Raw genomic sequence first — 26209 nt, forward strand, 5'->3', positions numbered from 1 at the left:
TTATGAAAAAAATAGTAACACTTTGTTTACTGCTGCTCTCAATCACTTTTTTTTCTCAAGAAAAAAAGAAAGAAAAAAAAACTGCAAAAAAAGAAGTAAAAATTCCACGATGGAAAATTCATGGAAAATTCACATTTCTTTTTAATCAATCTTCATTTTCTAATTGGGCTTCTGGTGGAGAAAATACTGTTGCCGGTAACATTGATATTAATTACGATTTTAATTTCAAGAAAAAAAACTGGAACTGGGATAGTAGAATAAATACAGGTTATGGATTAAGCCATTTAAGTGAAAAAGGATATAGAAAAACAAATGACCGTTTTGAATTTAATTCTTTACTTGGTTTAAAATCTAAAAACTTTTGGTTTTTTTCTTTTTTTACAAACTTTAAAACTCAATATACAAGAGGTTTTGACTATAAGCAAACTCCAGAAATTTCTGTTTCAGACTTTTTTTCTCCAGCATATTTAAGTTTTGGACCAGGAATGTTATGGAAAAAATCTGATGATTTTAATTTTAACATTGCACCTGCTTCTGCAAGACTTACTTTTGTTAACGATTTTTTTTCCGGAAAATTTGGTGTAGATGAAGGTGAAAATATAGCTTATAGTTTAGGTTTTAGTTTATCTGGGTATTATAAATTTGGTTTAATGGAGAACGTAGAAATGGAAAACATTCTGTCTATGTATTCAGATTATTTAGACAACCCAGAAAACATTGATATCGAACATCAAGCTAAGTTAGGTTTTAAAGTGAATAAGCACATTAAAATGCACGTTACAGTGCATACAATTGTAGATGCAAATGCTTCAAGTAAAATTCAATTTAGAGAAGTCTTTGGACTTGGTTTAAATTATAATTTTCATGAAAAAGTGACATATTAATTGTTTTATTGTCTAAAGAAGAAAAGCATGCTTTGGCATCTTAAAATAAAATGAAAAAAATGAAAAAACTATCCATCTTATTTTTATTAGTATTTATTAGCTTTTCTGCAAACACACAAACTGCAGAAGAATTAAAAAAAGAACAAGCTCCTAAAAAAGCACAAATTGCTAAATTACAAGGAGAAGTAAATGCCTTACAAGCTAAAATTAACGCACTTCCAGGTTGGAGAAAAGGTGCTTTTGGCACCGTTGGTGCTAGTCTTTCTGGTTTTAAAAACTGGTATTCTAAAACAGCTTCAAATTCATCTGCAGGAAATATTGGAATTACTGTAAATGGTTTTGCTAACTTAATTGAAGATAAATTTTTCTGGAGAAACTCCGGTGCAGTTAATCTTGGATGGGTTAAATTAGATGACAAAGATATTGCTACTGATAGTGGGGATTTTGAAATTGCAACAGATGTTTTTACAATTTCTTCTTTATATGGTAAGAGGTTAAATAAAAAATGGGCTTTGTCTGCTTTAGGTGAATACAGAACTACTTTATTAGACAACTTTAACAACCCTGGCTTTTTAGATTTAGGTATTGGTTTTACATGGACGCCAGCAGAAAGATTGGTTGTTGTTATGCATCCTGCCAATTATAATATGATTTTCAGTAAAGGTGAAAGTGTGTATAGCTCTTCTGCGGGTGCTAAAATAGTAGCAGATTATACTGCTAAATATAATAAAGTAAGTGTAAAGTCTAACCTATCTATTTTTCAAAGTTATAAAGACGGAGATTTATCTAACTGGAATTGGACAAACTCTTTAGGTTACACACTTTGGAAAGGAATTGGAGTTGGTTTTGAACTTGGTTTACGTAATAATAAACAAGAAGCTTTAAACAATGCTTTAGCGGATGATGCAACTGCAACTTTTAGTTCTATAGACAACAAGTTACAATCTTATTGGTTATTTGGAATGAGTTATGGATTCTAAATAAAAAAATATTTTAATGAAAACCTCAAGAAGAAATTCTTGAGTTTTTTTATTTTAACTACTTTTACTATCTAAATTTTTGTTGATGACATTATTAATAATTTACGCAACTTTTTCTGTTTTCTTTTCGTTTTTGTGTTCAATTCTTGAAGCTGTACTTTTAAGTGTTACACCAACCTTTATCAATTTAAAAAAGAGCGAAGGACATAGTTTTGCATCAGAATTAGAAATCTTAAAAAAAGATGTAGATAAACCTCTTATTGCTATTTTAACTCTAAACACAATTGCACACACTGTTGGTGCTATTTTAGTTGGTGTACAAGCCAAAGTTGCTTACGCAGAAATGTATGGCAGTAGTACAAAAACTATTTTTGGCATTGTAATAAATGAAGATATTATGGTAGGTATTGTGTCTGCATTAATGACTATTTTAATTTTAGTAACTTCAGAAATTATACCAAAAACAATAGGCGCAACTTATTGGAAACAGTTATCAGGTTTTACAACTACAGCTTTAAAAGTCTTAATTTTCCCTTTGAAGTGGACAGGAATTTTATGGGTTTTACAATTAACAACAAAATTAATTGGTGGTAAAGGACATGGTAGTATTTTAAGTAGAGAAGGTTTTTTAGTGATGACAGACATGGCTGAAAAAGACGGTGTTTTTCAAAAGAATGAAGGTAGAGTTATTAGAAATTTATTAGGCTTTAAAGAAATTAAAGTAAAAGATGTAATGACCCCAAGAACCGTTTTAAAAACTGCTGATGAAAACGATACTATTCAGTCTTTTTATGACAGTAATAAAACATTGCGTTTTTCTAGGATTCCTGTTTTTTCTAAAGATCCAGATAATATTTCTGGGTATTTCTTAAAAGACAATTTATTGGAAGCAATAATTAATGGAAATGGTGAAGAAAAATTAGCAACTATAAGAAGAAGTATAATAATTACAAATAGAGATTTATCTATTCCTAATTTGTTTGATAAATTAATAGAAGAGAAAGAGCATATTGCTTTGGTTGTAGATGAATATGGTTCTGTAAGCGGAATCGTTTCTCAGGAAGATGTTATTGAAACGCTATTAGGTTTAGAGATTATGGATGAAAGTGATTCTGTTGCAGACTTGCAATCTTACGCAAGAAAATCTTGGGAAAACCGTGCAAAAAGAATGGGAATTATTGAAGGTGAAATTTAATTTTATATCAACTTCCTGCAAATGGAGTTCCAAAAATACCAACTCCAAGTTCTGCCCAAATTAAAAAAAGAAAAATTATAATAACTAATAGTATAATTTTTCTTTTTTTTGAACGCTTCATAAACTAAATTTAAATGCTAATCTAAGAGTGAAATAATTATTCTTCCTCTTTATAGTCATAATACAAAAAGTCATTATACGGAAAACGTTGAATATGAATTTTCTTTACTTCTTCATACACTTTCTCTTTAAAGGCTTCTAAATTATCTTTATTTAAAGCAGAAATAAATATTGATTCTTTTTCTAAATCATTCATCCAAGTATTTCTCCAATCTTCTAAAGTATAATGAATTTTAGATTTTTCTGTCATCAAATCATCTTCATCAATAGTTTCATGAGAATAGACATCAATTTTATTAAAAACCATTAATACAGGCTTATCTGAACATTTTATTTCATCTAAAACTTTATTTACAGATGCAATATGATCTTCAAAATTTGGATGAGAAATATCTACTACATGTAACAACAAATCTGCTTCTCTTACTTCATCTAAAGTAGATTTAAAAGACTCTACTAATTGTGTTGGTAATTTCCTAATAAACCCAACGGTGTCTGTCATTAAAAACGGAATGTTCTTAATAACCACTTTTCTAACAGTTGTATCTAAGGTTGCAAAAAGCTTGTTTTCGGCAAAAACATCACTTTTACTAATTACATTCATTAAGGTAGATTTCCCAACATTTGTGTAACCAACCAATGCAACTCTAACCATTTTTCCACGGTTTTTACGTTGCACTGCCATTTGCCTATCAATAGTGAGTAGTTTCTTTTTAAGAAGAAAAATTTTATCACGTATAATACGTCTATCCGTTTCTATTTCTGTTTCACCAGGTCCACGCATTCCAATTCCCCCTTTTTGCTTGTCAAGGTGTGTCCAAAGTCTTGTTAAACGTGGTAATAAATATTGACATTGCGCTAATTCTACTTGCGTTTTTGCAGAACTTGTTTGTGCTCTTTGTGCAAAAATATCTAAGATTAAATTGGTTCTATCTAAAATTTTACAATCTAAAACTTTTTCGATATTTCTTATTTGTGCTGGTGATAATTCATCATCAAAAATAGCAGTTCCAATATCATTAGATTCTATATAATCTCTTACTTCATCTAACTTTCCAACTCCTAAAAAAGTTTTAGGGTTTGGTTTTTCCATCTTTTGTACAAAACGTTTTACTGCAACTCCTCCTGCAGTTAACGTCAAAAACTCTAATTCATCTAAATACTCTTCAGATTTAGTTTCGTCTTGTTTTTGAGTTATAACTCCAATTAAAACCGCTTTTTCGGATGTAACTTCGCGTTCGTCTATCATAGAATGCAAAAATACGAAGATTTGAATTGTAAAAGCACAAAAAAACCTTAATACAAATTAAGGTTTCAATTAATTAATTCAAATTCAACACGTTTTCTCTTATAGCAATTTTTTTAATGATTAAATAATTTTGATTCTGTATTTTAATCGGTACAAATTTATTGTACAAAACAATAAAACAGAATAGTTTAATGTTAACAAAACATCTCTTTTAAGTTATGAATTGAAAATTTCATTTTGTTGTTTTCATCGTTAAAGTCAATTAATATTCTTTTGAAGAAAAAGTAAAAGTAGAAAGGACATTAAGTTACAGAAGATTTTCACAACCCAATAGAAACATTATTAGATAGAGATTCTATTGAAACTTTAACGTATGAAAGTAAATGAAACTTGTTTTATCAAATTCTTAGAAAAAATTTCTTAGAACCATAATTTTATAAACACCATTTTAAACATGTAGCAGTAATTAATAAAGAATGGTTAAAAATATTTAGAGGGAAATTAAAAGGAAGTTCTTTTAGAACTTATAATGGCCCTGGGTATCAAGGAGGTTTCTAAGACCCTTTTCTTGTTTATTTATGCCTGAAAAAAGAAAATTAATCTTTCCCAACATTTTTAAAAGCATTCTTTAACTTTTCATCATTTAAAATGTATTTCTTGTATTTCCCATCTCTATATCTATAATAGATAAAGATAGGCATAAACAGAAAAGAAAAATAAAAAACACCAAAACCCATTACCATCTGTGCTTTTTCATGTTGTGTATTTATTAAATAAATTCCAACACCAATCCAAACAATAAAAATGATAAACATTATTTTTAACAGTAACTTCATACTGCAAAATTACAAAATCTATATCTTTAGAAACTAATTTTAATAGAAATGAAATCAATTTCATTATTTTTGACTTGTTTGCTGCTTTTTTCGTGCAATACAACTATAAAAAATAGTCTTATGAGTAAAAAAATAGTCATTGCGCACAGAGGAGCTTCTGGGTATTTACCAGAACATACTTTAGAATCTAAAGCGATGGCTTTTGCAATGAATCCTAATTTTATAGAGCAAGATTTAGTCTTAAGCAAAGATGATATTCCTATTGTAATTCATGATATTTATTTAGATGATGTAACCGATGTTGCAATCAAATTTCCTGAAAGAAAAAGAAAAGACGGAAGGTTTTATGTGATTGATTTTATGTTTGATGAGTTGCAAACCCTAAAAGTAACGGAACGTTTTAATCCAAAAACAGGCAAACAATTTTATCCAAATCGTTTCCCAAAAGGAAAAGGAATTTTTAAGCTACATTCTTTTGAAGAAGAACTTCAATTGATTCAAGGCTTAAATAAAAGTACAGGAAAAAATATTGGTATTTACCCTGAAATTAAAGAACCCGAATTTCATCAAAAAGAAGGAAAAAATTTAACCGAAATTGTTTTAAAAACGCTTTCTGATTATGGCTATAAATCAAAAAAGGACAATTGTATTTTACAGTGTTTTGATGCCAAAGAATTAGAGCGAATTAGGGTTGAATTAAAATCTGAATTATTTTTAGTTCAATTAATTGAGTTTCCAGAAGAAACAAAACAACTAAAACATTTTGCAACCTATGCAGATGGAATTGGACCTTGGTACAAACAAATTTTAAAAAAGAAAGAAAATGGCATTTGGAAATTCACTTCATTAGTTTCTGATGCACATAAATTAGGCTTAAAAGTACATCCTTATACTTTTAGGGCAGATTCTTTAGAGGAATTCTCTACTTTTGAAGAAATGATGCAAACATTATTGATGGATGCAAATGTAGATGGCGCATTTACAGATTTTCCTGATTTGGTTGTCAACTTTTTAAAAGAAAAATAATACTATGACTACAGAACTATATTCTATAAAACATTATAATAATCGATTGGATGTTTTTAACTCAAAAGAACAATTTTATAATTCTCAATGGTTTATGGGTTTTGGAAAATTGGGATCTGAAATTTTCAATTCAGAAGAAAAAATCATTTATTCTATCACAAAAAAATTTAAATTTTGGAAATGGAAAATGGTTTATACAATAAAAGACAGTAAAGACAATTTAATACAATTAGTCTCTCAAAACAACAGAAAAACAATCTATGCTATTGCTGTTAATGAGGTTACTTATAAAATAAAAATTCATTTTAAAAAGAAAATTTCTATTTATAAAAATGAAAAAAAAATAGCAGAATTAGATGCCTCTTTTTCAGATGAAAATTTTAAAGAATGTATTAAACTACAGCTTTTAGACAAAAAAGATTTAGAAATTTGTTTTTTATTATTCTCTTGTATAAAAATTGGTGAGACAGAACAAAATTCTTCTGCAATATTATCTAGTCAAAAACAATTAGAAACCAATGAAGAAGCTTGGAGTTGATTTTATAAATTAGCACAAAACTAACAACAATAGATCAACCTGGAAATAGAATTGGTGAGATTGCTGTAGATTATTTAATTAAAGAAATTGAAGATCCAAAGAATTATTTAAGTAGTAAAACTATTGAAATAAAAACAAACTTGATTATAAGAGAAGCTACGCTAATTTCTATGCAGTAACTTCAATCAATTTTGTTCTATAAGCAGATAATAATTTAGATTTAGAAATAAAACCTACATATTTGCCATTTTTAACAACAGGTAAATTCCAAGCACCACTTACTTTAAATTTTTTCATAACTTTTTCTACAGAATCTGTTTGCAAAATTATTTCTGGTGCAGCTTTCATATAAGTTTCAATTGTTACACTGTTGTACATTTCTGTATCAAACATTACAGGGCGAATATCATCTAATAAAACAATTCCCAAAAATTGTTTTTCTTTATTAATAACAGGAAAAATATTTCTTGCAGACTTAGCAACCGCTTTTTTAAGCATATCACCTAACAACATTTCTGGATAAACGGATTTAAAATTAGTTTCAATTAAACGATCAATTTGCATCATCATCATCACATTTTTATCCTTATTATGAGTAATGAGCTCTCCTCTCTGTGCTAATTTATAGGTGTAAATAGATTTAGAAACAAAATATTTTGTAAAAGAGAATGAAATAGCTGCTACTAACATTAAAGGCACAAATAAATCATAACCTCCAGTAATTTCTGCAATTAAAAATATAGCTGTTAATGGCGCATGTAAAACTCCTGCCATTAAGCCTGTCATTCCAATTAAGGTAAAATTAGCTTCAGAAACTTCAAAGCCAAAACCCATATTATTAATTATTTTTGCAAATGCATTTCCAAGAGCACTTCCCATAACTAATGTTGGTATAAAGATTCCTCCAACTCCTCCAGCTGCAAAAGTTGTACTCATGGCTATTGCTTTAAAAAAAGTAATTAATAACAAGAGAATTATAACTACCCAAATATTATTTTCATCAAAAGAAAAAGGAGTGTTACCAATAGCAGCAATATGATTTCCTTTTAATAAGTTATTGATTAAACCATAACCTTCACCATATAAAGAAGGCATCAAATATAAAATAAATCCAATGACTACACTTCCAATAATTAAGCGAACAAAACGTTTTTCAAATTGATAAAAAAATTTTCTTATGGCAAAATATACAACAGAAAAATAAACAGATATAATTCCAGTAAAAATTCCAAAAATTGTATAAAAACCAATTTCATTAATTTCGAATTTATCATTCAATTCAAAACCTAATAATACATCAGAACCTAAAAAAAGATAAGAGGTTACAATAGCTGCAACAGAAGCTAATAATAAGGGAATGAGAGAAACAAAAGCAATATCTAAACTAAAAACTTCTAAAGCAAAAACAATACCTGCAATTGGTGCCTTAAACATAGAAGACATAGCACCTGCCGTTGCACAGCCAATTAAGAGCATTCTTGTTTTTGTGTTCATATGAAACAACTGCGATGTATAAGATGCCAAAGCAGTACCCGCACTAACTGCTGGACCTTGTAACCCAACAGATCCGCCAAAACCAACTGTTATTGGAGCCGTTAATAAAGCTGCATACATATTGTATTTTGGTATTACTCCCTTTTTTTTAGAAATAGCATAAAGTGTACTAGAAATTCCATGACCAATATGTTTTTTTAACCATACTTTTTTAATAACGGCAATAATTAATAGGCCAATAATTGGGAAGATAAAATATAGGGATCTTTTATAATTTTCTAAGTAATCTATTGATAAAAGTAATTGAATATAATGTGTGAAATTTTTTAGAAAAACGGTACCTAATCCTGCTAAAAAACCGACTAAAATACTTAAAATGTAAATAAATTGACGCTCAGAAATATGTCTATATCTCCAAATTAGGATTTTTTTAAATATTTTTTTTGTTGTTGGCATTATTAATTTGTCGTCAAAATATCAGTTCCTAAATAACCCTCATTTTTGTTATAATACCAAGCTCTGTTTTTTGGCATTTTTATCTCATTTATGGTCTCTAAACCAGACAACAAAATATATTCTCCACTATCTTTTTTCTCTTTATAAAACTGATACACTTCCATCGCATACGTTTTAGGATTGAAATAAAAATACCAAGTATCTTTACCAACTTCTTTATTGTAAGTTGCTTTTAAAACCAAATACTCTTTTCCTTTAAATTTTCTTTTCTCTACATTCTGATGAATAATAGTTCCTTCATCTTTTAATTTCATTGGTAAACCATATAAAAATGTGTAATAGTTTTTATATAAGTTGGCACGTTCACAACTTAAATTATGTTTCTTTTTTAGCGCTTCAGACGGATCTGTATTTCCATTAATAGCAATACTACAAGCTCCTTTATCAACTGTATATTCTGTTACAATTGTATCTCTAATTGCTTTTACAGAAAAGTGTTCTTTGGGTAAATTAATTCTGATGCTACTTTTTCTCGCAGACTTTTCAGGAGTTTCCATGGTTACAAAAAATGCTCCTTCAAAAGTTGCCCAATTATTATTTGGGTCGTGAAATTGAATTGATTTTTCTAACAATTCATCACCAGTAAGTTCTTGAGAGAAACTTATAAAGGCATTAAATAGTAATAAACAAATAATTATTTTTTTCATACTTTTAAATTATATCAGATAATTTTTTTACCTTTTTTCTTCACTATTTATATCTTGTAATAATCCAAAGGCAAAATATGCTACAACGACTGTGCCTAAAACAATACAAATCCACATAAAAATTGAAGTCTGCCAAAACGATGATTTTTTTAATAAATCTTTGTCATTTTGAATTTTAGAAAAATCAGCAATAAAAATTTTATCCATTACTTTTGTTTTATCAGTAATAAAATTCGCTAAATCATAAGAAGGTTCTTTTAAGGTATTATTAACAATAAGGGTATAGTTTTCTTGTTGTTTTAAATTGGCAACTAAGTATATTGGCTTTTGAAATAAATGTACTTCCTGTATTTCTAATGGAGGATTATCTTGATCATCAATCTCTAAAATAAATTCTTTTTCATTCAAATTATTTAAAACGAGGCTGTTTTCGTATTTTGAATTTAACTGATCTCGAAGTATAACTTCATCATACATTTCAATTCGTTTTTTTATTTTACGCGTCTTTTTTATAATCACTTTTACATTTCGAAGAAAAAACTGGGTATTTATTTTAAACGAAATATTATTTATTTTATGAGCTCTCTTAGCTGTAAACTTAAGTTGCGTTACATTTTTATTTTTTACAGATATTATTTCCAGTTTAAAATTGTCTATTTCAATCAGTTTTTGAGGAAAAAATTCACTTTCATAAACACCAACTTTTAAAATATTAATTGGCAAAGAATTTTTATCATTAAAATTAATTTTTAAAAACTCATAGGTATTTAGAGGGAAATAAATTGTCTTTTCTATGGTAGTTTCTTGTTGCGAATTTAAATCCGTTAGCTGTCCATTAGCAGCCAATCCAAACCAATCTATCTTATTGTTACTTCCATAAATAGTATAGTTTTTATAAACATTTGTATTGGCAATTTGCAAGGTAATATGATCTTGTTTTCTACGCGTCTTGTTTTCGATAACTATAGAAGTTACGGAATCTATTAAGGTTTCTTTAAAATCTATTTTAATAGGATTGAATATAGAAAACCGTTTGTCTGTATTAGAAATTAAAACATACGGAATTTCATTTTTTTGAGCATCCCTAATTCTTAAAAAATCTAAATTATCATTGGCAGCAGACCGTATTTCTGGAGCAAGCATTAGCGAATGCAGTCCGTCTTTTAATAACGGCTTTAAACTTCCTTTATAGTTTTGACTAAAACCGGCTAAATTTATAAAGAAGGCAATTAAGAGGCTATATTTTTTCATCTTCAATCTTTTTTTCTGCTGTTTCATCTACAACTAATTTTCTAATTTTTTGATACACAAAAGAGATTACCAGAATTAAGACACCTAATAAAATAAAGGCGATTATTTTACCTGTTTCAGACACGTTTTTAATATCGTACAAAAATAATTTCACAATCGTAATTCCTAATAATGAGAGGGCTATAATTCTTAAATTTTTCCATTGTTTTTTAATTCCTATAATTAAGAAAATGAAAGAGAAGACACCCCAAAGTATTGGGTATCCTATTTTTACAATCTGTGTTTTTACACCATCAATTTGTTGATTTACAAAATATTTTTTATTTAAAAGACCTGCGTTAGGAAATCTAGTATCGTATTCTGTAAGGTCTACACTATTTAAAAAATGCAAGCTGTGTAACATTATTTCGTTACTTAAAACATACACAATTGCAAAAACAAAGAGCCAAGGAAGCCATTTACTTTGTTTTGGTTTTATTTTGAATGCTATATTTGTTTTCTTAAATATTTGAACTCCAAAATACATCAAACATCCTAAAACAATATAGTGTAAAATAAAAGCATAATGAGTGTTTGTATCATTTACAAAATTCTCAATAATTTCTTTGGATGGCAACGCATAAAATTTAATAATATATAAAAAAACAGAAATAATACTTATACCTAATATTCCTTTAGTTATTGCTTTGTTTGTAAATAATGAACTTAAGTACAATAAAACGACGACAAATACAAAATGATACCCTACAGACAATGACATTGCAGATGCTGTATTTGCTAAAAATTGATTTGCTTGATACTGTATTTCTAAAATACCCGTAAAATACGTTACTATAATTCCCGCTAATAAAACAATAATTTTATAGGAGTTTATCTTTATTTTAAACTTTTTTGTAATAAGGTCGTTCTCACTCCTTAAAAGCCAATAGGTTAAAAATAAAGAAATACTTACTATAAAACCTGCAATAAATAACGGATTAAATACCAATGATAATTCTGCAGAATATGCATACCCTTTCCAATCTAACAACAAACTAATAACTGCTAATATTTGCACAATAATTGCACCGAATTTAAAAGAACTAATTTTAGATTTTTGCGACAACCAAAGCAGCAATACCGCTTCTGCAGCCCAGAAAATTGTAATTTGATTTCCATTAAACTGAATTGGTATTGTTAACGTAACAAATGTTAGTGCTAATCCAATTAAAATATAAATAGCATTTTTATCTAAACCAAACTTCTTGTATAAAATAGTTGCATAAGCTAGATTGTAAATCGCTAGTAGCAATGTAAATAATCCTGTAAAATTAGAGTCTAAATCTTTTAGAATTAACATTCCTATTCCAAAGAAAATAAAGGTATTTGCGATTAAAATAAAATATTCAACTTTAGAAAAAACACCTTTGTTTTTTAAATTGTTTAAAACAATTGTAATGCTGAAAATAAAATAAAATAGGGTTGCAAAAGTTAACGCTCCAAAATGTTCAAAACCATCTTTATACAATTCTGTTAAGCACCAACCAACAAACAACAATGTTGTAAAAGCAAAGTCTACTATAGTTGCTATTTTCCATTTTTTAAAATAAGAAACTGCAAGAATACCAAGATTTAAAATAGCGATATAACTAAATAAAACAACATAATTTCCTTCTCCTATACTTACCATAAAAGGCGCTGCAAAACCACCAATTAAAGATAAAACAGCCAACTCTTGTCTATTATAAGAAACAGAAACTAATGTACTAAAAGCAGTAATTACTGCCATAATACTAAATGCAACTGTTTGGCTAAACAATTCATATTCATGAAAGGCTATGTAAATTGTAAAGTAAAAGACACTAATAGCACCAGCCACTAAAACAGAACTAAAAGAAGCATAATCTTTCTTTAATTTATGAGCAAGTGCCATAACAAGTGCACCACATAAAAACCCAATACCAACTCTTGCTGGTTCATTAATCCAATCTTTATCAATGGCAAATTTAACAAAGAAACTAATCCCTAACACTAAAATTAAAATTCCAAGTTTATTAATTAAATTTTCACCTATAAATTTTTCTAAATCAGGATGTTTTTCTTTAAATTTTTCAAATAAAGATTTTTTTGGAATAACTTTTTTAGGTTTTTCTACAATTGTATTCGTTGTTTTCTTCTCTTCAATCGAATAAGAAGGTTTTGAAGTAGTATCAAAAACAGGCGTTTTAGGGACTTCAATAATTTTTTCAGGAGGTGCTACTTTCGGTTTTTCTGCTATAATTGGTTTACTTATTTCTTTTGATTCTTCTTGTGCTGGTTTAGAAACAACTTCTTCTTGCTTTTTTAAAGTTTGATACGAAGTTAATTTTTGTGTTAGCACATAAACTGTATTGTTCAGTCTATCTATCGTATTTTCTAATTTACTGAATTTCGTATTTAACTTATTTTGAATTACAATTAAGAATATTATAATGATTATAAATAAAATAGATTCCATAGCTTTTTATTATTAAGTAACCAAATATAAGTTTTTAATTTATGTAAACCTTAGAATAGAAAATGTCTATTCTAAAGTTTACACAAGAAAAAAACCTCACAATTTTTAAAAATCTGTGAGGTCTACTATTTATAAATTATATTTTTATGCTTTAATATCTAATTTCAAACTTAATTCTTTTAATTGATCATCATCTATAAACGCAGGCGCGTCAATCATTACATCCCGTCCAGAATTGTTTTTAGGAAACGCAATAAAATCCCTAATTGTTTCTTGTCCGCCTAAAATAGCAACCAATCTATCCAATCCAAAAGCCAAACCTCCATGAGGTGGTGCTCCATATTCAAAAGCATCCATTAAGAAACCAAATTGTGCTTTTGCATCTTCATCAGAAAACCCTAAATGACGCAACATGGTTGCTTGCATTTTTTTATCGTGAATACGAATAGAACCTCCACCAATTTCATTTCCGTTTAAAACCAAATCATATGCATTTGCTTTTACTGCTCCAGGATCTGTGTCTAACAATTCCATTTGCCCAGGTTTTGGAGATGTAAATGGGTGATGCATTGCATGATAATGACCCGTTTCTTCATCCAACTCTAATAATGGAAAATCTATTACCCAAAGTGGCGCAAATACTTTTGGATCTCTCAATCCTAAACGTTCTGCTAATTCCATTCTTAAAGCAGATAATTGTGCTCTTACTTTATTCGTTTCTCCAGATAAAACACAGATTAAATCTCCAGGTTTTGCACCTGTAGTTACTGCCCACTTTGCTAAATCTTCTTGATCGTAAAATTTATCTACAGAAGATTTGAAAGATCCATCCTCGTTTACACGACAATAAATCATTCCTAAAGCACCCACTTGTGGTCTTCGTACCCAATCAATTAATTTGTCAATCTCTTTTCTTGTATACGTATTTCCTCCAGGAACTGCAATTCCAACCACTAATTCTGCGCTGTTAAAAACACCAAAATCTTTATGTTGTGTAACTTCGTTTAACTCGCCAAATTCCATTCCAAAACGAATATCTGGTTTGTCATTTCCATAGATTCGCATTGCATCATCATACAACATTCTAGGAAATTTATCTACCTCAACATTATTTACTTCTTTTAGTAAATGACGTGTTAATCCTTCAAAAATATTTAAAATATCTTCTTGCTCAACAAATGCCATTTCACAATCAATTTGTGTAAATTCTGGTTGTCTGTCTGCACGTAAATCTTCATCTCTAAAACATTTTACAATCTGAAAATATTTATCCATTCCACCAACCATTAATAGTTGTTTAAATGTTTGTGGAGATTGTGGTAATGCGTAAAACTGACCTTCATTCATACGAGAAGGAACTACAAAATCTCTTGCGCCTTCTGGCGTAGATTTTATTAAATAAGGTGTTTCTACTTCTATAAATTCTTGATCAGACAAGTATTTTCTAACTTCCATAGATACTTTATGACGAAAAATCAAACTGTTTTTTACAGGATTTCTTCTAATGTCTAAGTATCTGTATTTCATTCTAATGTCTTCTCCACCATCCGTTTCATCTTCAATAGTAAAAGGCGGAGTTACAGAGGCATTTAATATTTCTAATTTAGAAACCAAAACTTCCACATCTCCAGTAGGCATTTTAGAATTTTTAGATTCTCTGTCTATTACAGTTCCAGTAATTTGAATTACAAACTCTCTACCCAAAGATTTTGCTTTTTCCATAATTTCTGCAGAAGTACGATCTTCATCAAAAATTAATTGTGTAATTCCATATCTATCACGTAAATCTACCCAAATCATAAATCCCTTATCACGTGATTTCTGAACCCAACCAGCTAACGTTACTTCTGTATTTATATGCGATGCTCTTAATTCACCACAAGAATGACTTCTATACATTTCTCTCTTATTTAATAAGCTGCAAATTTAATCAATTATAACAAATCTAATCTGTTTTTGGGCGTTCATTTCTTCTCAGAAATGCCCCGCTTTTCGCACTCGCTTTTTTTAAACAAAAAAGAGCTCAAACAATTGCTGCAATCGGTAACGCAGAATCCGTCCAATTCTTTGTAAATTTGTATTTATGGACGTAATTAATATTCAAGAAAAATTTAAGTTATTTTCAGATCTTTGGTCTCCAAAAAAAATTGGAGCGTTAAACGGACAACAAATTTTATTAGCAAAACTAAAAGGTGAATTCGTTTTTCATAAACATGATAATGAAGATGAACTTTTTATGGTAATAAAAGGAACTTTAGAGATAGAATTACGCGATAAAACGGTAACTTTAAACGAAGGAGAATTTTATATTGTACCAAAAGGAGTACCGCACAAACCAATTGCAAAAGAAGAAGTTCATATTTTATTATTTGAACCGCTGTCTATAAAACATACAGGAGATATTATTGCAGATATTACTGTAGAAACGTATGAAAGTATTTAATAATCATTTATCAATAAAGCTGAACACTGATAATTGTTAATTGTTAAATGATAACTGAAAAAAAATGAGTAAATTATATTTAATACCAACACCAATTGGTAATTTAGACACAACAGTAAGAGCGTGTTGTCAGTTCGAGTGATTTTTCTGAAGAATGAAGAAAAATTGTATCGAGAACATTTATCAAAAATCATGAAGATCTATTATGTTTACATTCTAAAATGTTCTGATAAAACCTATTATACAGGTTTTACTTCTAATCTTGAAAAAAGATTGATAGAATTAAGTGAGTAATTTATACACAACAGTAAGAACGCGCTGTCAGTTCGAGTGATTTTTCTGAAGAATGAAGAAAAATTGTATCGAGAACATTTATCAAAAATCATGAAGATCTATTATGTTTTGAAGCAGCATTTGCAATTGATACAGAAAAGTAAATAAAGAAAGGGTCGAAAACTAAAAAGGAAGCGTTAATTAATAATGAATATGAAAAACTTCCTAATTTAGCAAAAAAGAAATTTAAGTAGTCCTGTTAAAAAACTTCTCGATACAAAATTCTTGAAAAAAGAATTTCACTCGAAGTGACAGTTTGTGAGTAATTTAGACACACAGTAAAAACGTGTTGTCAGTTCGAGTGGTTTTCTTGAAGAATGAAAGGAAATTGTATCGAGAACATTTATCAAAAATCATGAAGATCTATTATGTTTTGAAACAGCATTTGCAATTGATACAGAGAAGCAAATAAAGAAATGGTCGAAAACTAAAAAGGAAGCGTTAATTAATAATGAATATGAAAAACTTCCTAATTTAGCAAAAAAGAAATTTAAGTAGTCTTGTTAAAAAACTTCTCGATACAAAATTCTTGAAAAAAGAATTTCACTCGAAGTGACAGTTCGTGAGTAATTGAGGCACAACAGTAAGAACGTTTTGTCAGTTCGAGTGATTTTCTTGAAGAATGAAAGGAAATTGTATAGAGAACATTTATCAAAAATCATGAATATCTATTCTATTTAAATTCTAAAATGTTCTGATAAAACCTATTATACAGGTTTTACTTCTAATCTTGAAAAAAGATTTTTTGAACATCAAGAAGGAAAACACATAGAAAGTTACACCTATAAAAGAAGACCTTTAGAATTGGTCTTTTACGCATAGTTTACTGAAGCAGCATTTGCAATTGATACAGAAAAGCAAATAAAGAGAGGGTCGAAAACTAAAAAGGAAACGTTAATTAATAATGAATATGAAAAACTTCCTAATTTAGCAAAAAAGAAATTTAAGTAGTCTTGTTAAAAAACTTCTCGATACAAAATTCTTGAAAAAAGAATTTCACTCGAAGTGACAGTTCGCGAGTAATTTAGACACAACAGTAAGAGCGTGTTGTCAGTTCGAGTGATTTTTCTGAAGAATGAAGAAAAATTGTATCGAGAACATTTATCAAAAATCATGAAGATCTATTATGTTTACATTCTAAAATGTTCTGATAAAACCTATTATACAGGTTTTAGTTCTAATCTTGAAAAAAGATTGATAGAATTAAGTGAGTAATTTATACACAACAGTAAGAACGCGCTGTCAGTTCGAGTGATTTTTCTGAAGAATGAAGAAAAATTGTATCGAGAACATTTATCAAAAATCATGAAGATCTATTATGTTTTGAAGCAGCATTTGCAATTGATACAGAAAAGCAAATAAAGAAATGGTCGAAAACTAAAAAGGAAGCGTTAATTAATAATGAATATGAAAAACTTCCTAATTTAGCAAAAAAGAAATTTAAGTAGTCCTGTTAAAAAACTTCTCGATACAAAATTCTTGAAAAAAGAATTTCACTCGAAGTGACAGTTCGTGAGTAATTTAGACACAACAGTAAGAACGTGTTGTCAGTTCGAGTGATTTTCTTGAAGAATGAAAGGAAATTGTATCGAGAACATTTAAAAATTGAATCCAAAAAAATGAGTAAATTATATTTAGTACCAACACCAATAGGTAATTTAGAAGACATGACTTTTAGAGCAATTCGTGTTTTAAAAGAAGTCGATTTTATTCTTGCAGAAGACACGCGTACAAGTGGAAAACTCTTAAAACATTTTGAGATTGAAACACAAATGCACAGTCATCATATGCATAATGAACATAAATCTGTAAAAGGAATTGTACAAAGAATACAAAACGGAGAAACCTGCGCACTAATCTCTGATGCTGGTACTCCTGCAATTTCAGATCCTGGTTTTTTACTAACAAGAGCCTGTGTAGAAAATAATATTGAAGTAGATTGTTTACCTGGCGCTACTGCTTTTGTACCCGCTTTAGTAAACTCTGGTTTGCCAAATGATAAGTTTGTTTTTGAAGGTTTTTTACCTGTAAAAAAAGGAAGACAAACACGTTTATTACTATTAGCAGAAGAAGCTAGAACTATTATTTTTTACGAATCTCCTCATAAATTATTAAAGACTTTGGGCAGTTTTGTAGAATATTTTGGAGCAGAAAGACAAGTTTCTGTGTCAAGAGAATTAACAAAAATGTTTGAAGAAACCATTAGAGGAACTGCAACTGAGGTTTTAGAACATTATACAAACAAACCACCAAAAGGAGAAATTGTTGTGATCGTTGAAGGGAAGAAGTAGGTTAATGTAATAATTTATCAATTTTAATAATGTAACAATGTCTGTTCAAGCGTAGTCAAGGACTTATTAAAAACCACCTGGACCTAAAAAAAAATCAAGAAGTAATAGAAATGATCATCCAACAATTCATAACAAAACTAAAAGTAAATCCTACAGAAATTAATTTTGCAGAAACCATGCAAGTAATTGATGACAACTACAATTTTACTCCAATCACTTTTACAAATGGAGGTCTCAAAAATAATGCAGGAGAAAATGCTGGTTCTTGTAAGTTGTTTGCATTTGCAAAGCATCAAAAATTAAGAAAAGAAGAAACTTTATGCTGTTTTGGCGAACATTATAAAAATGTGTTAGAAGATGAAAATGGAGATTCTCATCAAAATATTAGAAACTTTATGAAGTCTGGTTTTGAAGGTTTGTCGTTTGAAGGAGAAGCTTTAGAACTAAAAAAATAATATTTGAAAAACCTTTTATCAGAAATAAAAAAGTGTACAATTTGTGTTCCTCATTTAGATTTGGGAGCAAATCCTGTTGTTTCTGGTCATAAGAATTCTAAAATTGCTATTATTGGTCAAGCTCCAGGGACAAAGGTTCATAAATCTGGAATTCCTTGGGATGATGCAAGTGGAAAACAATTAAGAAAATGGCTAAATGTTTCTTATGAAGATTTTTATGATGTTAAAAAATTTGCAATTGTACCAATGGGGTTTTGTTATCCTGGGAAAGGAAAAAGTGGAGATAAACCACCAAGAAAAGAATGCGCTCCAGAATGGCATCAACAATTGTTTGATAAAATGCCAAACCTAGAAATGATTATTTTAATAGGAATATATGCACAGAACTATTATTTAAAAGACAAAGTAAAAAGAACACTTACAGAAACAGTAGACAATTATCCAGAGTATTTACCTAAGTATTTTGTGACGCCTCATCCATCACCAAGAAATCGTTTTTGGCTGACTAAAAACCCTTGGTTTGAGAAAAATGTAATTCCTGAATTACAAAAAAAAGTAGCATTAGTTTTAAAATAGAAAAAGGCTTATCAATTTTGATAAGTCTTTTTCTATTTAGTTTTTTATCATTTTAAAAGAAACTTAATTAGTATTTTGATCCATCATGTTTTCCTACTTCAAAACCATGTTTACCTAAAAACTGCTTACCACTATCAATGGCATCTTCTTCTAAAGTTGTTCCCATAGAATCATTCCATCTATTTAAATATCCAAAGAGAGAAATAACCCCTAACATTTCTACAATTTCTCCTTCATCCCAATATTTATACAATTCTTCTTTAATACGTGCATCAACAGCATTTGGCACCATAGAAGCGGCCAAAGAAAAATCTAATGCTGCTCTTTCTGCATCAGAAAAAGCAGCATGTGTTTTGTATTCCCAAATATTATCTAATTGCACTTGTTCTGCTCCATAACGTTCTGCTGCTCTAATTGCATGTGCTTGACAATACCTACAACCTGTTGCGTTACTAGAAACCCAAGCAATCATTCTTTTTAAAGCAGATGTTACCTTGCCTTCATTTGCCATAACAGCTTTGTTTAGGTTAATAAATGCCTTAGAAATTGCTGGTCTGCGTTGCATTGTTAAGACTGAGTTTGGACAAAACCCTAAAGTTTCATTAAAGAATTCTGCTAATTTTTTTGTTTCTAAATCGTGTTCTGCAGATAAAGGTGTTACTAATGCCATATTTTATTTTCTTATTAAACTAATACTTCCTGTTTTTTCTATTTTTTGACCATTTACATCATTTAAAATCACTCTAAACCAATAGGTGTTTGATGGCACTATTTTACCCTGATATCTTCCATCCCAACCTTGAGAAGAGGATTCCATTTGGTATAACAAAACTCCAAACCTGTTGTAAATTGAAATTTCTGCAATTGTTAATGAGTCACTATTAAATCCATCAATTTTCCAAACATCATTTTCTCCATCTCCATTTGGGGTAAAATACTTTGGAAAAGCTAAAATTGAAAAAGTATATGATGTTGTACCACATCCATTTTTGTCTTTAATAAACAAAGTATGCATTCCTGTAGCTATATTTTGAATAAAAGCATTATTATCATAAATACCAAACTCATCATCCAAAGAAAATTCATAATCACCAATACCTAAATTTAAGGTAAGTACCTCTATTGAATTATTATCAGAATCATCTACAATAATAATATCGTCTTTTGTAATAGTTGGTTCTTCAGATTCTGTAACGATAATACTTTTTTCTATAGATTGGCACCCTGTTAAAGAGATAGATTTTACCGAATAAATTCCAGGACTAGTTACAGATATCGCACCTGAGTTTTCTAAAAGCACTTCTCCTTCTCTGTACCATTCATAGATATAATCATTCGATTGTGGGTTTATGGTTGCTAAGGTTACAGAACCAATACTTTTGCACAAAACATAGGTGTCTTGAGCTAAATCAAATTTTGGCGTTGTAGTATCTAAAGTAATTGTTACAGGAATTCTCTCTGACGAAACACAAGTATCATCTATAGCAGCCACATAATAGGTGGTATCAATAGTTAAGTCGGAAACAGTAAAAGTTTCTCCTTCAAACAGAACCGTAGTATCTGTCGCTAAACCTGTAGCAAACCACTGAACATTTCCCGAAGACGCAATAGCACCTAACTGACCGACACCTACTATTGCACAAATAGGACCACTATTGGTGATGTTAGAGATTGTTGGAATAGGTGTTACTATTACTGTATTTGTATTTGTTAAATCAGTTTCACAAATGCTATTATCAATATTATTCAGTGTAACTGTGGTATTTACTATTGCGTCAACAACTGCTATAACACCATCTCCTGCATTATCCAAGACTAATGTTTCATTAGTAGCTGCACCATTCACCGTATAAGTTACTGTGGCATTGGCTTCCCCTGTAATTAAAAAAATGGCATCTGTTCCGTAACAAACTGGGCTATTCGAAGATATTGTAGGTATAGCAGGGTTTTCGTTCAAAGACACAGTAACTGTATTTGTTAGGGTAGCTTTACATGCACCCAAAGTAATATCAATTAATCTAATGGTAGTATCGTTAGTTGCGGCAACCATTACGGTACCTTCCCCAGAGGCGTCTAGAATAAGGGTTGGGTTTGTTGTATCGTTATCGATTGTATAGGTTATTGTAGCGTTGGCAGTACCATTGATTATAAAAACTGCATCTTCTCCAGAACAAATTGAGCTATCAGCTTTTAAGATTGTTATCACTGGATTTGGATTGACTGTTACAGTAGCTGTATTTGTTAGACTAGATGAACAATCACCTGTAGTAATACTGTTTAGGTTAATGGTGGTATCAACTATAGCATTAACAACTGTTACGATACCCTCTCCTGCTCCATCTAATACAATTGTAGCGTTGTTTGTTCCACCATTGATTGTATAAGTAACAGTGGCACTTGCTGTTCCTTTAATGTTAAAAAGAGCCTCTTCTCCTTCACAAACAGGACTATTTGGTGCTAATCGTGTTATTACAGACGCTATTACAGCAACAGCTACAGGCGTTCTAGATATGGAGGCACAAATACCTTCTATACCAGACACATAATAGGTTGTATCTACATTTAATATCGGTGTGGTAAAGTTGTTTCCTTCGAATTCAGGAGTAGTAGCTGATCTAGAAACATACCAAAAAACTTCTCCAAAATCTGAAGTAGCATTTAAACTTGCAGTTTCTCCAGCACAAATAGAAGCACTCGTAGTACTTAAAATTTTAGGTATATAAATACTAGTAGTTGCCACAATACTTAAAGCTGGATCCCCCGGAGCGCCATATTCTACGACATACCCTTTTGGTTGATAAGAACCAGAAGCATCTCCCGTGTTCGTCAAATCGTTCCAAGAGCCAGTAACCCCAACCCCTGGTGCGGTAATATGTACATAATTCTCACCTCTATTGCCAAAGTTATTAGGCTCTCCACTATTCCAAAAAGCAAAATTTGGAGAACTTCCATTTACACCTCCATTCCAAAAAGTAGTTCCTTCTTCTGGGCCAGTAACCCATTTCCAAACGTCTGGTGTAGACGCATCAGAACCACCAATCCAACCAGCACCACCAACACGCTCTCCTGCAAACTCAGCTTCTTCCTGGCTAATTAAAGTTGCTAAATAACCTTGTCTACCATAATATGTTTTTCCCTCAGCTGCTGTTTTTGCAGCAGTCCATGTAATTCCTATACTTGAAATATATTCATAAAAATGTTCTGTTAAAGGCAAATAATTGACATCGCCAATGGTTAATGAAAAAAATTTTTCATCAGAAATTGTTGTTGCTGTTGATACAAATACGACATCTCTTACTGCCTTTTGTAAATTTGTATATGAAATATCTGAACCACCAGATCCGCTTAAGGTTAATTTACCTTCGGAGGAACTCCAACTAGTATTTATAGTTGGATGGAGAGCTAAATCTAAACTTAATTTATCTAAACTTAATTGATAACCAGAGGAAATTTGAATGGAAAAAGATGTAATTCCCAAATCATCTGGATCTGTAATAGTAAAACTAGGTGCAATTTTGATTTCACTTCCCAAACAATACGCTTGCCTATCTGTAGCAGTTAAAACAGGTGGAGCATCCGTTTGCGCATTTGTTTGAAAACACAGAAATAGTAAAAACACTAAAAACAACTTATTATTTCTTTCCAAGATTTATTGATTTTAAAAGCTTACTTTAAAAGCTTGTTCTTATTTTTGTAACAAAGCACAATTTAATACATCATTTTTAAAAAAACTACACAATAAATATTAATTATGAAATCTAATAAAATAACTACAGTTTGGACACAAAAAGAACAATTTGAATCTAATAACCCAAGTGGACATAAATTAACCATGTTTTCTGCTGCAGATGAAGAAAATAAAGATACTGTTGGTTTTGGACCAAAAGCATTAATGTTATCTTCTTTAGCCGGTTGTTCTGGTCTAGATGTTGTTTCTTTATTGAAGAAAATGCGTGCGGAAGTTGATGAATTCAAAATTGAAGTAACAGCAGAGTTAACAGAAGAACATCCAAAATTTTACAACAAAGTAAAAGTTGATTATCATTTTACAGGAAGTGATTTAAAAGAAGACAAAATAAAAAAGGTAGTAGACTTATCTGTTGATAAATACTGTGGTGTAATGGAAATGTTTCGTCAATTTGCTGATGTGAAAACTGAAATTTTCTTACACAAGATATAATTTATGTACCTTATGTTGAAAAAATAAATTGCTATGCGCTGGACATCAAAGCCACAACCCGAAAAAGAAAAAATAAATAAATTAGCCAAAGAATTACAAGTTGATACAACGATTGCAAAAATATTGTGTCAACGAAATATTGAAACTTTTGAAGAGGCTAAAAAGTATTTTCGCCCAAGTTTAGAAGATATTCATAATCCTTTTTTAATGAAAGATATGGATATTGCTGTTGCAAGAATAGAAACTGCAATTGCTAACAATGAAAATATTTTAGTTTTTGGCGATTATGATGTTGATGGAACTACGGCAGTTTCTTTAGTTTCTTCCTATTTAAAAACGATAACTCCAAATATTGCAACGTATATACCTGATAGATATGCAGAGGGTTATGGTGTTTCTTATATGGGAATTGATTTTGCTCAAGACAATGATTTCTCTTTAATTATTGCCTTAGATTGTGGTACAAAAGCCATTGAAAAGGTTGATTATGCAAAAGAAAAAAATATCGATTTTATTATTTGCGATCATCATAAACCCGGAAAAGAAATTCCAAAAGCAGTTGCAGTTTTAAATGCAAAACAAGAAGATTGTAATTATCCTTTTGATGAGCTTTGTGGTTGCGGAGTTGGTTTTAAATTGATTCAAGCTTTAGGTGTTTCTAGAAATCAAACTATTGAAGATTTTCTACCTTATTTAGATTTGGTGGCTACTGCAATTGCTGCAGATATTGTACCAATGAATGGAGAAAATAGAGCACTTGCTTATTTTGGATTGCAAGTAATTAATCAAAATCCTAGAAACGGAATTAAAGCCATTATTCATCAAACTAAAAAAACTGAACTTACAATTACAGATGTTGTTTTTATAATTGCACCAAGAATTAATGCTGCAGGAAGAATGAAACACGGTAATTATGCTGTAGAATTATTAACAGAAATGGATTTTGATTCGGCAATTGAATTTGCTGCTGCCATAGAAATTTTTAATGCAGACAGAAAAGATTTAGATAAAAAAATAACAGACGAAGCTATTATTCAAATTATTGATAATGAAGAAGAAAATAGATTTACATCTGTAGTTTACCAAGAAGATTGGCACAAAGGGGTAATTGGTATTGTTGCTTCTAGATTGATAGAAAACTACTACAGACCAACTTTAGTTTTTACAAAAAGTGGCGATAAATTAGCTGCTTCTGCGCGTTCTGTAAAAGGTTTTGATGTGTATGATGCTTTGTTAGCATGTGAGGAGTTTATAGAACAATTTGGCGGACATAAATATGCTGCTGGTTTAACTTTGCTACCAGAAAACTACGAAAATTTTAAAAACAAGTTTGAAGAAGTTGTCAAAAAAACAATTGATAAAGAATTATTAACTCCAGAAATTTCTGTGGATGCAGAAATTGAATTGTCTGAAATTACACCCAAATTTTTTAGAATCATTCAGCAAATGGCGCCTTTTGGTCCAATGAATATGAAACCTACTTTTAAATCTACCTGTGTTAGAGATAATGGTTATGGCAAACAAGTTGGTGCAGATAAAACACATTTAAAACTAAATGTTTTTCAAGGTGATAACAAAAAAACTTACAATGCAATTGGGTTTAATTTGGGTGATAAAATGGCCTTTGTACAAAACGATTTTGATATTGTCTATGCCTTAGATGAAAACGAATGGAATGGTTATAAAACTGTACAGTTATTGTTGAAGGATTTGAAGTAAATGCTTATTTGATCATAATAATATATTATATATAACTAATTATCAAATACTTAAATTTAAATAATTATTAATTACCAAATAAGATAAATCAATTGTTCTTATTTGACTATATATTACAAATAGAATTAATTAATTTACTTTAAAATGAAATCTTTAATGCAGGTCATTCCGAAAGAGAGAAGAATGAACGACGAGGAATCTCATTAATTAGGTAGAGTTTAATTACTTTTAATAATGTTTAAAAACTATTATGTCTATATAATTACAAATGAAAACAAAACTGTTTTATACATAGGAGTTACAAACGATATTCAAAAAAGACTTTCCCAACATTATTTTGATAGTCAGAATGCTAAAAAATCATTTGCTGGAAAATACAATTGCTTTTACTTGCTATATTATGAAGTTTTTGAAGATATTAATATAGCAATTCAAAGAGAAAAGCAATTAAAAGGTTGGAGAAGAGAAAAGAAAAATAAACTTATTTCTGATTTTAATGCAAATTGGGAGTTTTTGAATAATGATATATTCTAGTTACAATGTCATTTCGACAGAGAGAAGAATGAACGACGAGGAACCTCAATATTAGATTCTTTTGTATACTTCTTTAAAGATGACATTAGAACCTAAAAGAGATTCCTCAATCGCTTAAAAAAGCTCATTTCGGAATGACATTCTTACTTTTTAATGATATTAAAAAGTTATTATAAAAAAATGATATATTCTAGTTACAATGTCATTCCGACAGAGAGAAGAATGAACGACGAGGAATCTAAATATTAGACTCTTTTGTATTACTTCTTTCAGGATGACATTAGAACCTAAAAGAGATTCCTCAATCGCTTAAAAAAGCTCATTTCGGAATGACATTCTTACTTTTTAATGATATTAAAAAGTTATTATAAAAAAATGATATATTCTAGTTACAATGTCATTTCGACAGAGAGAAGAAAGAACGACGAGGAATCTAAATATTAGATTCTTTTGTATACTTCTTTCA

General features: G+C 29.7%; 21 protein-coding genes and 6 pseudogenes. 18 read left to right on the top strand and 9 right to left on the bottom strand.

The features are described 5' to 3' along the window. Window positions 1-2: 2 nt before the first annotated feature. From BTO04_RS08525 to BTO04_RS08535, 3 genes are all read left to right on the top strand, one after another. A complete protein-coding gene (locus BTO04_RS08525) occupies window positions 3-884 on the top strand; it encodes a DUF3078 domain-containing protein (RefSeq protein WP_087564096.1) in 882 nt (293 codons plus the stop codon). 59 nt (window positions 885-943) lie between these two features. Next, window positions 944-1864, top strand: coding sequence for a DUF3078 domain-containing protein (locus BTO04_RS08530; RefSeq protein ID WP_087565369.1), 921 nt, complete (start codon window positions 944-946; stop codon window positions 1862-1864). A gap of 85 nt (window positions 1865-1949) precedes the next feature. Further along, on the top strand, window positions 1950-3059 hold the full coding sequence (locus BTO04_RS08535) for a CNNM domain-containing protein (protein WP_087564097.1): 1110 nt from the start codon (window positions 1950-1952) through the stop codon (window positions 3057-3059). A 157-nt stretch (window positions 3060-3216) separates the two neighbouring features. Here the strand turns inward: BTO04_RS08535 and hflX are convergent, their stop codons facing one another. After that, on the bottom strand, window positions 3217-4428 hold the full coding sequence (gene hflX, locus BTO04_RS08540) for a GTPase HflX (protein WP_087564098.1): 1212 nt from the start codon (window positions 4426-4428) through the stop codon (window positions 3217-3219). A gap of 596 nt (window positions 4429-5024) precedes the next feature. Further along, window positions 5025-5264, bottom strand: coding sequence for a hypothetical protein (locus BTO04_RS08545; protein ID WP_087564099.1), 240 nt, complete (start codon window positions 5262-5264; stop codon window positions 5025-5027). Window positions 5265-5312: 48 nt separating this feature from the next. On the opposite strand from BTO04_RS08545, the gene glpQ reads away from it, so the two are divergent. Both glpQ and BTO04_RS08555 read left to right on the top strand, forming a co-directional pair. Continuing rightward, window positions 5313-6290, top strand: coding sequence for a glycerophosphodiester phosphodiesterase (gene glpQ / locus BTO04_RS08550; protein ID WP_087564100.1), 978 nt, complete (start codon window positions 5313-5315; stop codon window positions 6288-6290). Between the two features lie 4 nt (window positions 6291-6294). Next, on the top strand, window positions 6295-6828 hold the full coding sequence (locus BTO04_RS08555) for a hypothetical protein (protein WP_087564101.1): 534 nt from the start codon (window positions 6295-6297) through the stop codon (window positions 6826-6828). A gap of 168 nt (window positions 6829-6996) precedes the next feature. On the opposite strand, the gene BTO04_RS08560 is transcribed toward BTO04_RS08555, so the two are convergent. The 5 genes from BTO04_RS08560 to aspS form a co-directional block, all read right to left on the bottom strand. Further along, the gene (locus BTO04_RS08560) at window positions 6997-8778 is read right to left on the bottom strand and encodes a chloride channel protein (RefSeq protein ID WP_087564102.1); all 1782 of its coding nucleotides are present in this window, start codon (window positions 8776-8778) and stop codon (window positions 6997-6999) included. A gap of 2 nt (window positions 8779-8780) precedes the next feature. Then, the gene (locus tag BTO04_RS08565) at window positions 8781-9485 is read right to left on the bottom strand and encodes a DUF6503 family protein (protein WP_087564103.1); all 705 of its coding nucleotides are present in this window, start codon (window positions 9483-9485) and stop codon (window positions 8781-8783) included. 27 nt (window positions 9486-9512) lie between these two features. Then, complete coding sequence (locus tag BTO04_RS08570; protein WP_157662444.1) at window positions 9513-10736, bottom strand: DUF3999 family protein; 1224 nt, start codon at window positions 10734-10736, stop codon at window positions 9513-9515. Continuing rightward, window positions 10723-13212, bottom strand: a complete 2490-nt coding sequence (locus BTO04_RS08575) for a DUF2339 domain-containing protein (RefSeq protein ID WP_087564105.1) — start codon at window positions 13210-13212, stop codon at window positions 10723-10725. Before BTO04_RS08575 ends, BTO04_RS08570 begins: the two co-directional genes overlap by 14 nt. A gap of 144 nt (window positions 13213-13356) precedes the next feature. Next, window positions 13357-15111, bottom strand: a complete 1755-nt coding sequence (aspS, locus tag BTO04_RS08580; protein WP_087564106.1) for an aspartate--tRNA ligase — start codon at window positions 15109-15111, stop codon at window positions 13357-13359. Window positions 15112-15295: 184 nt separating this feature from the next. On the opposite strand from aspS, the gene BTO04_RS08585 reads away from it, so the two are divergent. The 10 genes and pseudogenes from BTO04_RS08585 to BTO04_RS08625 all read left to right on the top strand — a co-directional run bounded on the left by BTO04_RS08585 (window position 15296) and on the right by BTO04_RS08625 (window position 19310). Then, window positions 15296-15655: a cupin domain-containing protein gene (locus BTO04_RS08585; protein ID WP_087564107.1), complete on the top strand. Its 360-nt coding sequence runs from the start codon at window positions 15296-15298 to the stop codon at window positions 15653-15655. 192 nt (window positions 15656-15847) lie between these two features. Further along, window positions 15848-15937, top strand: a pseudogene (locus tag BTO04_RS08590) (GIY-YIG nuclease family protein); the annotation flags it as partial. Window positions 15938-16059: 122 nt separating this feature from the next. Next, window positions 16060-16182 (top strand): annotated as a pseudogene (locus BTO04_RS15515) (GIY-YIG nuclease family protein); the annotation flags it as partial. Window positions 16183-16372: 190 nt separating this feature from the next. Continuing rightward, a pseudogene (locus tag BTO04_RS15520) lies at window positions 16373-16486 on the top strand (GIY-YIG nuclease family protein); the annotation flags it as partial. 183 nt (window positions 16487-16669) lie between these two features. Beyond that, window positions 16670-16939, top strand: a pseudogene (locus tag BTO04_RS08605) (GIY-YIG nuclease family protein). 162 nt (window positions 16940-17101) lie between these two features. After that, a pseudogene (locus tag BTO04_RS15190) lies at window positions 17102-17191 on the top strand (GIY-YIG nuclease family protein); the annotation flags it as partial. Window positions 17192-17319: 128 nt separating this feature from the next. Further along, window positions 17320-17436: pseudogene (locus BTO04_RS15525) on the top strand (GIY-YIG nuclease family protein); the annotation flags it as partial. Window positions 17437-17607: 171 nt separating this feature from the next. After that, complete coding sequence (gene rsmI, locus BTO04_RS08615) at window positions 17608-18279, top strand: 16S rRNA (cytidine(1402)-2'-O)-methyltransferase (RefSeq protein ID WP_087564109.1); 672 nt, start codon at window positions 17608-17610, stop codon at window positions 18277-18279. 110 nt (window positions 18280-18389) lie between these two features. Further along, complete coding sequence (locus tag BTO04_RS08620) at window positions 18390-18734, top strand: HopJ type III effector protein (RefSeq protein WP_087564110.1); 345 nt, start codon at window positions 18390-18392, stop codon at window positions 18732-18734. A 3-nt stretch (window positions 18735-18737) separates the two neighbouring features. Next, window positions 18738-19310 carry a uracil-DNA glycosylase family protein gene (locus tag BTO04_RS08625; RefSeq protein ID WP_087564111.1) on the top strand — a complete coding sequence of 191 codons (573 nt, stop codon included), beginning with the start codon at window positions 18738-18740 and terminating at the stop codon, window positions 19308-19310. Between the two features lie 67 nt (window positions 19311-19377). Here the strand turns inward: BTO04_RS08625 and BTO04_RS08630 are convergent, their stop codons facing one another. After that, on the bottom strand, window positions 19378-19980 hold the full coding sequence (locus BTO04_RS08630; protein WP_087564112.1) for a carboxymuconolactone decarboxylase family protein: 603 nt from the start codon (window positions 19978-19980) through the stop codon (window positions 19378-19380). 3 nt (window positions 19981-19983) lie between these two features. After that, the gene (locus BTO04_RS08635) at window positions 19984-22956 is read right to left on the bottom strand and encodes a T9SS type B sorting domain-containing protein (protein WP_087564113.1); all 2973 of its coding nucleotides are present in this window, start codon (window positions 22954-22956) and stop codon (window positions 19984-19986) included. Between the two features lie 105 nt (window positions 22957-23061). Here BTO04_RS08635 and BTO04_RS08640 point away from each other — a divergent pair, with 105 nt between their 5' ends. From BTO04_RS08640 to BTO04_RS08650, 3 genes are all read left to right on the top strand, one after another. Further along, entirely contained in the window at window positions 23062-23490 is a 429-nt protein-coding gene (locus tag BTO04_RS08640) for an OsmC family protein (RefSeq protein WP_087564114.1), read from the top strand. Window positions 23491-23523: 33 nt separating this feature from the next. Next, window positions 23524-25209, top strand: a complete 1686-nt coding sequence (gene recJ / locus BTO04_RS08645) for a single-stranded-DNA-specific exonuclease RecJ (protein ID WP_087564115.1) — start codon at window positions 23524-23526, stop codon at window positions 25207-25209. 234 nt (window positions 25210-25443) lie between these two features. After that, window positions 25444-25743 (top strand): GIY-YIG nuclease family protein, encoded by a 300-nt coding sequence (locus BTO04_RS08650; protein WP_087564116.1) that lies wholly within the window; start codon window positions 25444-25446, stop codon window positions 25741-25743. Window positions 25744-26209 lie beyond the last annotated feature (466 nt).

The sequence above is a fragment of the Polaribacter sp. SA4-10 genome, assembly GCF_002163835.1.
GTDB lineage: Bacteria > Bacteroidota > Bacteroidia > Flavobacteriales > Flavobacteriaceae > Polaribacter.

Bases quoted from the DNA above. Each gene is read 5' to 3' on its own strand.
- BTO04_RS08575 (WP_087564105.1), bottom strand. From the start codon at position 13,212: ATGGAATCTATTTTATTTATAATCATTATAATATTCTTAATTGTAATT.
- rsmI (WP_087564109.1), top strand. From the start codon at position 17,608: ATGAGTAAATTATATTTAGTACCAACACCAATAGGTAATTTAGAAGAC.
- BTO04_RS08560 (WP_087564102.1), bottom strand. From the start codon at position 8,778: ATGCCAACAACAAAAAAAATATTTAAAAAAATCCTAATTTGGAGATAT.
- BTO04_RS08630 (WP_087564112.1), bottom strand. From the start codon at position 19,980: ATGGCATTAGTAACACCTTTATCTGCAGAACACGATTTAGAAACAAAA.
- BTO04_RS08570 (WP_157662444.1), bottom strand. From the start codon at position 10,736: ATGAAAAAATATAGCCTCTTAATTGCCTTCTTTATAAATTTAGCCGGT.
- BTO04_RS08640 (WP_087564114.1), top strand. From the start codon at position 23,062: ATGAAATCTAATAAAATAACTACAGTTTGGACACAAAAAGAACAATTT.
- BTO04_RS08525 (WP_087564096.1), top strand. From the start codon at position 3: ATGAAAAAAATAGTAACACTTTGTTTACTGCTGCTCTCAATCACTTTT.
- glpQ (WP_087564100.1), top strand. From the start codon at position 5,313: ATGAAATCAATTTCATTATTTTTGACTTGTTTGCTGCTTTTTTCGTGC.
- BTO04_RS08650 (WP_087564116.1), top strand. From the start codon at position 25,444: ATGTTTAAAAACTATTATGTCTATATAATTACAAATGAAAACAAAACT.
- BTO04_RS08585 (WP_087564107.1), top strand. From the start codon at position 15,296: ATGGACGTAATTAATATTCAAGAAAAATTTAAGTTATTTTCAGATCTT.
- BTO04_RS08565 (WP_087564103.1), bottom strand. From the start codon at position 9,485: ATGAAAAAAATAATTATTTGTTTATTACTATTTAATGCCTTTATAAGT.
- recJ (WP_087564115.1), top strand. From the start codon at position 23,524: ATGCGCTGGACATCAAAGCCACAACCCGAAAAAGAAAAAATAAATAAA.
- BTO04_RS08530 (WP_087565369.1), top strand. From the start codon at position 944: ATGAAAAAACTATCCATCTTATTTTTATTAGTATTTATTAGCTTTTCT.
- BTO04_RS08545 (WP_087564099.1), bottom strand. From the start codon at position 5,264: ATGAAGTTACTGTTAAAAATAATGTTTATCATTTTTATTGTTTGGATT.
- hflX (WP_087564098.1), bottom strand. From the start codon at position 4,428: ATGATAGACGAACGCGAAGTTACATCCGAAAAAGCGGTTTTAATTGGA.
- BTO04_RS08535 (WP_087564097.1), top strand. From the start codon at position 1,950: ATGACATTATTAATAATTTACGCAACTTTTTCTGTTTTCTTTTCGTTT.
- BTO04_RS08555 (WP_087564101.1), top strand. From the start codon at position 6,295: ATGACTACAGAACTATATTCTATAAAACATTATAATAATCGATTGGAT.
- BTO04_RS08620 (WP_087564110.1), top strand. From the start codon at position 18,390: ATGATCATCCAACAATTCATAACAAAACTAAAAGTAAATCCTACAGAA.
- aspS (WP_087564106.1), bottom strand. From the start codon at position 15,111: ATGTATAGAAGTCATTCTTGTGGTGAATTAAGAGCATCGCATATAAAT.